The organism is Prevotella pallens, assembly GCF_900454935.1.
Lineage (GTDB): Bacteria > Bacteroidota > Bacteroidia > Bacteroidales > Bacteroidaceae > Prevotella > Prevotella pallens.
Genome location: NZ_UGTP01000001.1, coordinates 1,705,523 through 1,717,871, shown reverse-complemented (window position 1 = coordinate 1,717,871; position 12,349 = coordinate 1,705,523). Strand labels below are relative to the sequence as shown.

Here is a 12,349-nt window from a genome sequence, read left to right as displayed (position 1 = left end):
AGGGATAAAGCACAATACAATAAGAAATCATTAAAAAGAAAAAATAAGTTGGAAGCTGAATATATAGAGACAACCAAACAAGAAAAACGTGTACGTTTTGTAGTGCTTTTTACATTATTTATAGTGGCTATAGAAGTTGCTGTTGGTATAGTTTCGCATTCTATGGCACTCTTAGCCGATGCAATTCACCTAATCTCTCATGAATTAATATTAGGATTAAATTGGGCAGCATACATCTTAGTGCGTCGTTTGCAAAATAAACAGTCGGAAAGTTACGATACAAATAAGATATTAAACCTATCTGCTTTCGCAAGTGGTATATTTTTACTTGCAACGGCTATATTTATTGTTGTAGAAGCATTTGAACGTTTGGGCGGACATTCAGAACATATCATAAATCATAACTTTGCTATAATAGCTGCTGTTATAGGATTAATAGCGAATATTATTTGTGCATGCGTAATGCACGATAAGAAAGGCATAACCGACTATAATAGCCATGCAGTTTATTTGCATTTGCTATCCGATATCTTATCTAAAACTGGTATAGTTATAGGTATAGTATGCGCAATGCTTTGGGGTATTTTGTGGATTGATGCCGTTGTTGCCATTATTTCAGCACTTATTGCAGCCCATTGGGCTAAAAATTTGCTTTGGGATACTGGACGAATTCTTACGAGGAAAGAAAACGCAATCTGAAGTTACCCCATAAATATATCCGAGGTTATAAGATTTAAAAGCATATCACCACACAATAAGAATAAGTTTCTTGTAAAATAGACATTAAGAATAAAGAAAGGTAATACAATGATAGTAACAATATTCGGTTTATTAATACCACTAATGGGAACAGTATTAGGTTCTGCTTTCGTGTTTTTTATGCGAAACGAGATGCCTGCACGTTTACAAAAAGCATTATTAGGTTTTGCTTCAGGCGTTATGGTAGCAGCTTCTATATGGTCGCTCATAATTCCATCTATGGATATGTGGGCAGATCAGGGCCGTTTACGAATAATTCCAGCTTTAGTTGGCTTTCTTATCGGAATAGCTTTCTTATTGCTTATCGATTATATAACCCCACACCTTCATATTGGAAGTGATAAGCCAGAAGGACCACATACAAAATTGAGTCGTACGGCAATGTTAACTTTTGCAGTTACTATTCACAATTTGCCAGAAGGTATGGCAGTTGGTGTTGTTTTAGCCGGAGCTTTACAAATTGGGAGTGCTATTTCTACTGCAGCTGCAATGACAATGGCAATTGGTATTGCTATTCAAAACATTCCTGAAGGGGCAATTATTTCAATGCCAATGCGTGAAGCAGGAAATTCTCGTTTAAAATCGTTTATAATAGGCTCTCTTAGTGGTATTGTTGAACCTATTGGCGGAATTCTTGTAATTCTTTTGGCTAGTACTATAACGCCAGCTCTACCATATTTATTAAGTTTTGCTGCTGGTGCAATGTTTTATGTGGTTGTAGAAGAACTTATTCCTGAGGCTTCAGAAGGCGAACATTCTAATCTTTCTACAATTGGTTTCGCAATTGGTTTCGCATTAATGATGACCTTAGATGTTGTTTTAGGGTAAAGAGTTATAAAAATACTATTATTTAAATAACATATTTATCCTATTACCAGGATAAACATACATTCTTTTGGTGGTAGAAATTTACAATATTCGTTTTTTTATTAGTATTTAAACTACTAATAGAAAAATTGCTGCATTTTGTTTATTTATTTCTGTACAAAAAAATATACAAAAAAAATATTAGAAATATTTGGTAGTATGAAATATAATCATTACCTTTGTCTCAGTTTTTTTAGTGGTTAATTTAGTTTTAGTATTGGAACCTTGATTGATGTGATATCAATCAAGGCTTTTTTATGTTTTTTATTTTCCATTTCTGTTGCAAAATAGAGCATTTTCTACTGGCTATTTACTCCTATTAAATGTATTTATAGTTCTAATTATAATTAAATTTATAATGGATATGGGCAATAATTTGTGTCTTTTTATTCATTTTTATTTCATTTTCCTTTCTTTGTGTTGTTTATGTTTTCTGTATATATATTTATAAATCTTATAATATTTCGTTTAAAGCTTTTGGCGTTGTAGGGAATAATTCTTTTTATTCAACTTAATAAAGATAGAAAAATATAACATAGCGAATTGCTATAAGTGAATATTTAGACTGTAAAAAAAAATATTCTACTTAATTTCTTATTAAATGTAAGATTGATTTTTTTGCTGTAAAAAAATATAAACTTATTCGATTTTATATTTTGTATTTGTGCTTATAGGCTATGAGATAAAATAAGTAGTGATTTTACAGCAATGATAATTTTTTTATTGTGATAGATAGTATAATTTTAATAAATATCAAATTGGATTATCAGGCGTAATATCATTATTTCTCGTTATTACTATAATATATATAATGCTATCTCTCGTTTTCTTGTATAATTTTAATAGCTCTCTAACCTCTATATTCTGTTCTGTTTTATTGTAAAACAATCAATATGTTCGGCAATCTAACGGTATTTTATATGAAGTTAATGGTTAATTGCAAATAAAATTTTGCAGAAATGAATTCTTCTTTTTTTTGATTTATATCATAAGATGCTTATAAAATAGGTTGTATATAAGTAAAAATGCTTTTAATTGTGTCGTAAAAGATAGGTTTTTATTAACTTTGTGCTATAATTTAGGATAATAGCAAATAAAAAACTGTGAAGCAGTATATTGTTTAAACACAAAAAAGAAAGGATTGATTATGATAACAGCATTATTAGCAACAACAGCATTTGTAGTATCAACATTGATGACAGCATTCGAAGAGCAATAAAAATAAGAATGTTTATGTTATTAATATCCTAGTATATTTAAAAATTCAATTTTACGAGGATATGAAATAACAAAACTACAATAAACAAATAAGGTAAATCCTGAAATGTTTCTTGACCAACTTTGGTTGGATAAAGAAATATTTTAGGATTTTTCTTTTTATAACTGGCTATTCTTTATTAATTGAAAGACAAAACTAAAAAAATAAATTACATAAATGTTCCATTTTGAAGCCTACTTAATAAAAGTAAAAATGCAGTCTTTATTTTGTTATAAAAAAACTTTTGGCTATTTTTGTCCCCTATAAACAACAATAGCCAGACAATGGGTATCTATAAAAGAAACCACAATTGTTTTTTAGGTCTTTAAAATGAAAAGATTAATAACGCTTATATTTATTTTATATGCTTTTGTGATTGTAATGGCGCAATCGCAACAAACTTATCAACCATATTTTCAAAAAGGACAATGCGTAAATTATGAATATTCATATAAAGTTATTTGTAGAAATATAGCAGATGGAAAAACAAATAACACTATAAATGGCTACCAATTGTTGCAAGCCGACAATATGAATAACATTTTTGAAGGAGCAAAACCAGGAGAAGTTTACGACAATGCTTTCTCTCTGCGGTTAATAGAAGCTACAAACTATACTTATACTATGGAGCTTGATATTATAAAGCCTTGCAACATAACAAAAGTAGTAACCGAACAAGAACGTAAAATTATAGATGCTGTAACTAAAGCTTTTCAAAATGTAAAGCCAATTATTACTTTTCCAAAAGATATGAGCAGCTTGATAATTAACAATAAACGCGAGCTGATAAAAGAAATTGGACTAAACCTGTGGAAAACAGTAGCAAACAATACACAAGTAGCTGAAGAGTTAAACAACGATGTTCCTACTTTAGACGAAACTGTACGCCAAACTATGGAACAGTTTGGAGAAGGTAATGCACTTTTCGATGAATTAGATATTATTTGCCCAGGATTTAAAACATTTACGCTTGCTTATTGTCAGCCTTTTGTGTTAGGACAATTTGTTTCTGGTCCACCACTTGATGGTAAAAATAAAGACGAAGTTTACCAAAAAGAATCAGCTTCAATTAGTAAAAAGGGTGAGTTAGACTTTGCTAGTTCTACAGATTTTTTTCGTTTAGCAAATATTCCACTCGATACAATAACGACATCTGGTAATAATAGAGATGCGTATTTCATAAAAGATTTACCACAATATACAACCGAAGACGATGTTTTATGCACAATTGAAATAAACATTCAAAGCAATTCAGATACGTGGGTAAATCATTATAGAGCAAGTTCTATGGCACGTTTCGAAAATGCTATTTGGACTGGCATAGAAGATTTAAAGCGTACGAAGTAAATTCGGCTATTATTTCCCTAAAAAGTATAGAATATGTTTTCATTCTAAGCTTTTTTAGTGAGAAATTTAGGCTAAAAAAGTTTACCTCTCTTTTCATTTAAACTCATTATAAATAAACTTGCATGCTTCATTTTCTGTTTTAAAAGATGCAAGTTCGTTTTGATTACCATGTTCGTCTATGTATAATACTTTCCAGATATTATAGTTTTCGACTAATACAATGGTATCCCAAGTGGCTACAGAGCCTTCTAACGAATATTTATTGGGAGAAATTCCCATAGACTGTAGCTGTTTAGACAATTCAACTTTATTCATTTTGTTTCTTTCAATAAAAATAGTTTGTTGTTTTCTATCTATTCTTTCCGTTTCTCAAAATGTTTATTCAAATTGTTTTGCTAACAACATCAAGTTTACGAGTATAGTTTAGATAGAATCTATAACATTTAGCCCAAACTTGTTTATGTAGCTATGTTTATTAATTATTCTTCTGAAGTTCTACACCTCTTTTTGTTCTAATAAACTAATGGTTTTTAAATAATCAACCTTGCTATATTCGCTTAACTCATTAGAACTGATTTGCGATTTTAGAGTTTCTATAATTTTCTTTAGAATATCTGAAGGAATATGCTCGTTAGAACTAAGCAGCTTTTTTACTTCTCTATGAAAGTTTACTATTGATTTCTTTTTAGGAGAAATTAAAGGCATTGATAGCAAATATTCCCATTTATCTTCCCATGTGCTAAAGTGAGGAAATGAACTTATATTCAACGACACATAGTAATTAACTTTCTTGTCCTTTGTGGCTTCCACGAACAAATTAAATATTTCAGAAGAAGGGTTTGGCATATAACGACACACAATATAACCCAAACTTGAAATAACGTTTATGCTTATTTTTTGATTGGAATGAAAAACTTTACCTATTTCTACAATATTCTCAATTAAAATATTATTGGTAAAAATGGGAGTGTAGTTTAAAGAAAACTCTTTTCTTGGAAATTTCTCAAACTCGTTCATCAGTATTTGCAATTCTGTTTCATCGTAACATTTCCAATTGCACAATTTATCCTTAAGTCCTTCTAAAGCTTCAATATTCTCTTTCATAAACTAATTTTTAATCATCGTTGTTATCAACCAAATATTTTTTCTTTGCCTATTCTCATATTACCAACAACATTCTTTTCTTTCAATGCATGTTAAGCATTTTTGTTATGAAACTATGTTCGGGAGTAACTTCAAAATATATGCAAAGTGTGGCTAACTATTTTGAAAAAACCTCAATCAACTTACCAATGTCTGTATCTTTTTTAAAATAGATGTGGTTTATAAAATCCTCATCGTACAGCATAATATCTGCATTATCTGGCATAAAAGTTCTTACCCAAAGGGCAAAAGAGCAACACAAGCCTATAGAATCTGTGTCAATGCACACACAATTCAACGTGTTGTCAAGCATACCTTCTATAAAATGGTTATCTTCTTTTATAGTCCATTCATAACAATAATGTCTTTTTATATCTGTTATCTCATTTAGTTCAATTACTTTATATTTTTCTTGTAATTCTGAAATAAATTCTTGCCTATTTATTTTCCATTCAGCCCTTTTTTCAGGCGATACCAATGCTTTCATATTTCATTGTATGTTCTTATTTCGTATTTTCCTCTAATGCTAATTTCTCCTTCAATACCTTATTTTATTTTTCTGTATCTATGATTATTTTCAACCCTTCCGAATGGGTTTCATTAGCAAAAAAGCTTTTAAATTGTATGTTGTTAAACCAAAGTGTACAGCTGCAAATATAGTTATAAATATTGATATCACCAACACTTCAAAGAAAAATGAGTCTGTTCAAAAAAGAAGAGAATTACAGAGAAGAAAATTCTTATTATATTCCACCAAAAATATAATTATAAATTTTAAAATTGTAATTATGTTTTTTAATTTTCTAATTATAATTTTTCAAGCAGTAGTTATAAAAAGAAAATACATAAGTAAGTCCCCAAAAATTAAGTAAGTGTTTTTGTTAGTTACCAATAAAAATGTATATTTGCACAATGGTAATGAAAAAGAACGTTATGGAAAGACTTCAAAGAATTCTTAAGTCAATTTCAGAAACAAACGCCTGTAAATTGGTGAAAAGAGAAAAGCCTATAAATATAGAAGTAGGATTTATATTACCTGATGATTTGAGATTTTATTTTGAAAATTATACTTCTATTACGTTTTGGGAAAAATCAAATTATTCTGTGAAAATAGTCAGAATAGAAGGTTTAAAAAAAGCCAACCCTATTATAATAGGCGAAGATGTTCCTGATGATATTAGTAATAATTGGTTTATAATAGCAGAAGATAATCCACAATTCATAACAATAGATTTATTTAAAGAACGTTTAGGAAGATGTTATGATAGCTTTTGGGATAGGCATGGAGTTGTAGGAGAACAGCCAATTATTGCAAATTCATTTACAGAACTATTAGAACAATTATATCAAAGCAAAGGCGATTATTTTTATTGGTTACAAGAAGACTTTGAAAGTATAGGAGATGCATACGATTGTCTTGTGTAAGATGTACAGAGTAAATGAGAAAACGAATAGCCAATATATTTCTAATAAATAATATTTGGCTTTAACTGCACAATAAAATATAAATTTATATGAAAGCAAAACTAAAAGTAATAGACAGTTGGGAGTTTGAAGATATACAGTTATCTAGAACTTCCTTTAAATATAGTCCAACCGGTGGTAAAGAAATGGTGATGCGTGGTGAGAACGAAATAGTATTTTCTATTTATCATTCAGAGAAAAAACAAGATGGAATACTATGGATAAAGGGCAAAAACGTCCGCTTTTTTCCTACTCCAGAAGCCAAAGAACAACAGGATATTTGGAAGATACCTGTACTTTTATCCTGCGATAAAGGAATATTGCTGCTTTGTGGTGCTAGTAATACATTATGGTTATTACAAAGTCAGGAAAGTGAATGGTTACCTATTTCAATTGAAGAGTGGACGCTCAGAGGAATACCTATGAAAGTGGCTGTTACAGGAATAAATGATACTTTTCCAATAGTATGTAGGGTTGATTCTATGTTAGAAGCTACCAATTCTTTTGCTATACTTTCTGTTGATTTTGATAAGAAAACTGCCCGTTGGACTCATAACGGCTCGTGTATATATAACAAAGAAAAAATTCGTCAGCAACATCTTGATGCTGTAAAAAAGGTAAATGGAAATTTTGCTTTAGCCGATTATAATTATAATTATCCTTTGATAGGTTCAATCTATGAACAAAATGAGAAGTTGTATGCCTTTCTGGAAAGCAGTACAATAAATCCAGCAGGATTAAGTATGATGGGATATTACTCTTATGTAGAAATAAGCAAAGATGGATTGATTAGAAGAAAATTATGGGGTAAAGATAACTTAAATCAATTACCAGGAAAGCATGGAGTAAGGGGCAAGTTTTCAGCAGACCAGAATTACTTGATTATTTCACCTATATTCAAGAATGATGAATGGAAAGGAAAACCTAAACTGTTACGTCTTTCAGACTGTACACTAATAGATGTTGTTATGCCAAGAGGTTATACTTCCTTCCGTATATTGGATATATGGGGCAACAAGATGTTTATTAGCGACGATCAGACAAAGCTAAACCTTTGCGAAATTATATTTGAATAAGCGCCAAATTATAGAAGAAGTAGTCGCAAATTATAACGAATAATATATAGTGAAATGGATTTTTGTTTTGTTCATTTCTTAGATTTCATTACTTTTGTATAACGTTGAACAGTTATGGAATAAATAAAATGGAAGAAATAAAAGACTTTGAGTATCTTTATTCAGATGTTTTAAAAGAACATTCAAATATTTTTGATAGAACTCCAATAGCTATTACTTGGTCTTTCAAAGGTAAAACGTATAAAAGAGAAAATATAACAGACAGATTAATAGCCGATTATTCTAAAAGTTATAATGCTATTGCTGTTGTAGAAGCTCCTTATTCAAAGGCATTTAATAATGTGTATATCGTAAATGCAGAAAACAAATTAATGATTAACGATTTTAAAAAACTACTCTTTAATAATATAGCAAATGGCATTTCTAATTTGTGTTTTGTAGAAGGAGTTATTTGCGAAGGCTCAACATTCTTATTTCATTTAATTATACGTAATAACGACTTTTCTATTTCTTTTGATTTAGCAACAAAAACCTTTGGCAAATTAACCGAAAGTCGGTGATTATGGTACGATATCAATATTACTTTTAAATATGGCAACGTATATGAAATAACATTATCTAATGAGAAATATGTTTATGTATACTGAATAGAACAATTTAGTTTTGGAATATTCAAATATATTTCTGAAAAGTCTTTAACAGATATAAGTTGCTTATTATCTTTACTTCTGCTAAAAATGTTCTAAATATCTTGCCATATTTTTTTGTTTATTTAAATATCATAATAGCCAACATTTCCAATGCCAATTGTCCAAAAGAATTTTGCTTTATTTTTTTCAGTTTTCCAAATATTTTTTTCTTCTTCTGTGGCATCTTTTATTTCATATTCAGAAAAATTTTCAGGAATATTCTGTCGCCATATACCAACAGAAATATCAGAAAAGCAGTAACTATATTGTGTTTCTGTATCGTCAATGTTACTTCCATTCTTTTCTTTTAAAAGCTTTACTAATTCATCTGCTTCTATTTCAAAAGGATTGATGCCATAAATTGTGGGATTTATATACTTGGTATTTGGTCCTTGTAGTTCTATAAACTCTAGTTTTTTGTTAATATCAAAATCCAATCTGAACTCATATCTATCATAATAGAGTTGATTTTCTTCTTGAATATTTGGTTTACCTAAGATGTTGATAATAGATTTCATATCATTTCCTAAGTCAATATCCAAATTATCCATTTTTACTCCTTTTAAAGGAATTATTTCTATTGTTTTTTTCATATCTAATATGGTATATTTATGTAACTTTACAAATAGAGTAAATCGCCGTGATCTGTTTCACATAACAAATTTTGGATTTTTAAATCTGTTATGTAATATTCGAAGAAGGAACATTCTCCTAAAATTTTGATAATATTTCTAACTGATAATTTAAATACATGGATTGTTTCTAACTCTGTTATAAGATAACAAACCTCGTCATCATTAAAAAATTGATTAATTCTTTGATATTGAAATTCGTCCTCGTAAGAAAAAGATTTAGGTTTCTTTTTAAAAGCTAACCACCAAACTCTGGGATTTCCAACAACATATTTGTCCATGATAGCAGTTATGATATCATCTTTTTCTTTATTTTGGACTTCTATAATATCCTCTTTACAGTCTAAAGAGTTTATTGCTTCTATCAATTCTGTATATTTTTCATCTGTACTTAAGCACATAATGTTCCATTTTTAATTTAAAGCTGATATGTTTCTCTCGCCTTTTTCAATTTACTATACGTTTTTCAAACAGCGTTTATTGCTGCAAATATAGTTATTTATTTTGATAGCTTCTTATACTATTTTTTGTTTGAATTTTAGTTTGACAACTATAACCCTCTATTTGACAGGAGTTTTTCTTATTCATATTTTTCCCCCAAGTAAGCATCAATTGTTTTCTGTATCATTTCTTTATCATCAAAAATATTGTAATAAACGATTATTAAAGCATTTTTTCTCCAAAAAGTAAAACATAGAGTGGGGGATTCCGATACAACGTCTACGTTTATAGGTTCGTTACCAATCTTTCTTTTTAGATAATTCAATAGATTTTGTTGATTGGACGGAAATTCAAGTTTGTCTATAACGAAATGCGTATTGCAAATGCTATCAATATCGTTTTTGTATGGAGCATTTAAAAAGGAATGCTGACAATTGTATTTTATGTTATTGATTTTTAGATGTAACGATTTTCTATCCCTTTGGGTGAGCGATTCAAAGAAAGGAATAATATATAGTCGATGTATATGTTCTATTTGAGGAATAGCGGTATGTGTCTCCTTAGGATATGCTTTTTTATTCCAAGCATATTCTATGAACTCTAAAACCTTGAAATCTGTTTTACAAGAATCTTTATGCGAAAACTGTAGGGTTGTATTGCACGAACTTGTATCTTTTGCTGTAACAGAAGAAACAAACAATAAGTTAAACAAAACAAAGAATGAAACAAAGTATTTGACTAAGTAAGTATTCTTTATTGTTTGGTTAGAGACAACTCTATGTATTTCTTGTGATTTCATCTTTAAAATTTTTATAGTTACAACTTCTTAGCATACTTGCAAATTTAGGTATTTTGCATGTAACAGCCAAAGAAATAAAAGCTTTTAATAAACGTATTAAAAATTTTGAAAGACGCCTTTCCATGCCGTTATTTTGTTATTATAGATTGTTTCCGAACTGATTTTTCTTTGTTCGTTTTCATGTAGCGATATACCCAATATCTCACTTTGAACGAGCGATTTAGCCCTTGCGTGAGGAAGGGATAATTATGACTTGAAAATTTATAATAAAAAACGCACAAGTTTATTATTATAATTTTTTATTTTGTAATTATAAAATTAAAAATTATAATAATAAAATTTCGGAAGACTATTATAGCCTGATTTTATGTCCTTATTATGAGAATTAAAACCATTCAAAAAGAGAAAGCAAATGGTTGTCTTTTATGCAGTTATCATACCATTCGTTATAATCTATTGGTACTTCGGCACTCATTCCTTTTAGCCAATATTGTTCGCCATAAGCACCCAACATTGCCCAATGATATTCAGTTTCATGACTTATACATATTACATCATCAAAATCGGCTGGCTTTTTATAATAATGTTTCTTTAGAATTTCATCTGCCTCTTCGGTTGTTTTATGTACATACTTCACCAGTATGCATCTGATGATAAATAACCATGCATTATAATACATACCAACTTTTTCGCCAGTCTTGTTGTCCGAAAAAACTAATAACTCTTCCATTTATTTTTTAGTTGTAGCAATTGTAAATATCGTCTATATTGTTTGCGCTCTCAATAGACATTCCTTCGGGCATTATTCCTGCATAAAGGAGCGAGTAAGTGTGAGTGCAAAATTCTTCAGTCATTAAATTATAAAAATATAATTGTGCTTCAGTAAGCATCTTTTTATCAATCAATATACCTTTACCAAGATATTCATGAAATAAGATGCTGCTCAAATCTTCTAACATAAACTTATGGGGTGGAAAATTAAAATCTTCGTCAATATTTATTTTTCTTATTGTGTCGTATCCATTCATAATATGATTGATAGTGTTTTTCTGACATCTTGCATTTTTATGTAAACTATCAATCATCATAGCAGATGTTGCTAAAACACATTCATAACCATTTCCCCATACAAATGATTGTTGTTTGGGTATAGAAAGAGAAGTAATAGCAAGTTCTTTGTCAAACTCCATTCCATTTATACAGAAGCCCAAATTGGTAATACCATCTTGTTGGGTGGTAATATTTAAATCGTGGATTTTTAAATTCGGATTTTTGAAACTCATCAATCCACATGCAAAAAGTATCTCTCTAATATTTTGCAAGTTAGCATGATGAATCAACGTTTCAAAAGTTTTTTGATTGTTGTTTAATGCTGATTTATAAAAAATAACTTCTGGCGATTGCGTTTCTATATTGTCAGTAAATACGCTTTTTACAAAGAATTGAAAACGCTTATAAAATTTAAACTCGTTAGAATATTGCAAAGACAATTTTTGTGCTGCAATCTGATATTCTATAGGCTGTACCAAAATGGAATTTTCGTCTCGAATAAACTCTTGAAATATATAGCCTAAGAAGTTTAGAATCTCATTTTTATATTGAGTCTTTCCTTCTTGGAGAATGTTGCACTCTATGACTTCAATGACAGGTTCTATTACGTTATATATTTTAAATTGATGCTTTATGTTGGGCGCTAATTCGTTATAAAGAAAATATTCAATATTTTCTGATGAGTCATTGGCAGAAAATAAATAATCTAATTGAGTAGGTATTTCTTCAATAGCCTCTTTGTTGGGAGCATGATAATGTTGCCAATCAATATTCATTTTTTCCATCTTATTTTGCAATTTCTTATCCTTTTGGTACTGTACTAA

Annotated in this window: 14 protein-coding genes; 6 read left to right on the top strand and 8 right to left on the bottom strand. The window is 29.3% G+C overall.

Features of this window, described 5'->3' with window-relative positions:
* Positions 1 to 48 precede the first annotated feature (48 nt).
* From DX009_RS07305 to DX009_RS07295, 3 genes are all read left to right on the top strand, one after another.
* The gene (locus tag DX009_RS07305; RefSeq protein WP_115083533.1) at positions 49 to 699 is read left to right on the top strand and encodes a cation diffusion facilitator family transporter; all 651 of its coding nucleotides are present in this window, start codon (positions 49 to 51) and stop codon (positions 697 to 699) included.
* Positions 700 to 807: 108 nt separating this feature from the next.
* Positions 808 to 1,587 carry a ZIP family metal transporter gene (locus DX009_RS07300; protein ID WP_006044482.1) on the top strand — a complete coding sequence of 260 codons (780 nt, stop codon included), beginning with the start codon at positions 808 to 810 and terminating at the stop codon, positions 1,585 to 1,587.
* 1,627 nt (positions 1,588 to 3,214) lie between these two features.
* Positions 3,215 to 4,231: a hypothetical protein gene (locus DX009_RS07295; RefSeq protein ID WP_115083532.1), complete on the top strand. Its 1,017-nt coding sequence runs from the start codon at positions 3,215 to 3,217 to the stop codon at positions 4,229 to 4,231.
* A 93-nt stretch (positions 4,232 to 4,324) separates the two neighbouring features.
* Here DX009_RS07295 and DX009_RS07290 read toward each other — a convergent pair whose 3' ends face one another.
* From DX009_RS07290 to DX009_RS07280, 3 genes are all read right to left on the bottom strand, one after another.
* On the bottom strand, positions 4,325 to 4,546 hold the full coding sequence (locus tag DX009_RS07290) for a hypothetical protein (RefSeq protein WP_004365578.1): 222 nt from the start codon (positions 4,544 to 4,546) through the stop codon (positions 4,325 to 4,327).
* Positions 4,547 to 4,726: 180 nt separating this feature from the next.
* Positions 4,727 to 5,335 carry a hypothetical protein gene (locus tag DX009_RS07285; protein WP_115083531.1) on the bottom strand — a complete coding sequence of 203 codons (609 nt, stop codon included), beginning with the start codon at positions 5,333 to 5,335 and terminating at the stop codon, positions 4,727 to 4,729.
* A gap of 157 nt (positions 5,336 to 5,492) precedes the next feature.
* Positions 5,493 to 5,861 carry a hypothetical protein gene (locus DX009_RS07280; protein WP_115083530.1) on the bottom strand — a complete coding sequence of 123 codons (369 nt, stop codon included), beginning with the start codon at positions 5,859 to 5,861 and terminating at the stop codon, positions 5,493 to 5,495.
* Positions 5,862 to 6,307: 446 nt separating this feature from the next.
* Between DX009_RS07280 and DX009_RS07270 the strand changes: the two genes are divergently transcribed.
* The 3 genes from DX009_RS07270 (at position 6,308) to DX009_RS07260 (ending at position 8,474) form a co-directional block, all read left to right on the top strand.
* Positions 6,308 to 6,799, top strand: coding sequence for an SMI1/KNR4 family protein (locus DX009_RS07270; RefSeq protein ID WP_245944604.1), 492 nt, complete (start codon positions 6,308 to 6,310; stop codon positions 6,797 to 6,799).
* A gap of 89 nt (positions 6,800 to 6,888) precedes the next feature.
* Complete coding sequence (locus DX009_RS07265; RefSeq protein ID WP_115083527.1) at positions 6,889 to 7,914, top strand: hypothetical protein; 1,026 nt, start codon at positions 6,889 to 6,891, stop codon at positions 7,912 to 7,914.
* Positions 7,915 to 8,042: 128 nt separating this feature from the next.
* Positions 8,043 to 8,474, top strand: coding sequence for a hypothetical protein (locus DX009_RS07260; protein ID WP_115083526.1), 432 nt, complete (start codon positions 8,043 to 8,045; stop codon positions 8,472 to 8,474).
* A gap of 212 nt (positions 8,475 to 8,686) precedes the next feature.
* Here the strand turns inward: DX009_RS07260 and DX009_RS07255 are convergent, their stop codons facing one another.
* The 5 genes from DX009_RS07255 to DX009_RS07235 form a co-directional block, all read right to left on the bottom strand.
* Positions 8,687 to 9,196 (bottom strand): hypothetical protein, encoded by a 510-nt coding sequence (locus tag DX009_RS07255; RefSeq protein ID WP_025000906.1) that lies wholly within the window; start codon positions 9,194 to 9,196, stop codon positions 8,687 to 8,689.
* Between the two features lie 26 nt (positions 9,197 to 9,222).
* Positions 9,223 to 9,636, bottom strand: a complete 414-nt coding sequence (locus DX009_RS07250) for a hypothetical protein (RefSeq protein WP_025000907.1) — start codon at positions 9,634 to 9,636, stop codon at positions 9,223 to 9,225.
* Between the two features lie 179 nt (positions 9,637 to 9,815).
* Positions 9,816 to 10,475 carry a hypothetical protein gene (locus tag DX009_RS07245; protein WP_025000908.1) on the bottom strand — a complete coding sequence of 220 codons (660 nt, stop codon included), beginning with the start codon at positions 10,473 to 10,475 and terminating at the stop codon, positions 9,816 to 9,818.
* Positions 10,476 to 10,860: 385 nt separating this feature from the next.
* Positions 10,861 to 11,205, bottom strand: coding sequence for a hypothetical protein (locus tag DX009_RS07240; RefSeq protein ID WP_115083525.1), 345 nt, complete (start codon positions 11,203 to 11,205; stop codon positions 10,861 to 10,863).
* Positions 11,206 to 11,212: 7 nt separating this feature from the next.
* Positions 11,213 to 12,310 (bottom strand): hypothetical protein, encoded by a 1,098-nt coding sequence (locus DX009_RS07235; RefSeq protein WP_115083524.1) that lies wholly within the window; start codon positions 12,308 to 12,310, stop codon positions 11,213 to 11,215.
* Between the last annotated feature and the right edge of the window lie 39 nt (positions 12,311 to 12,349).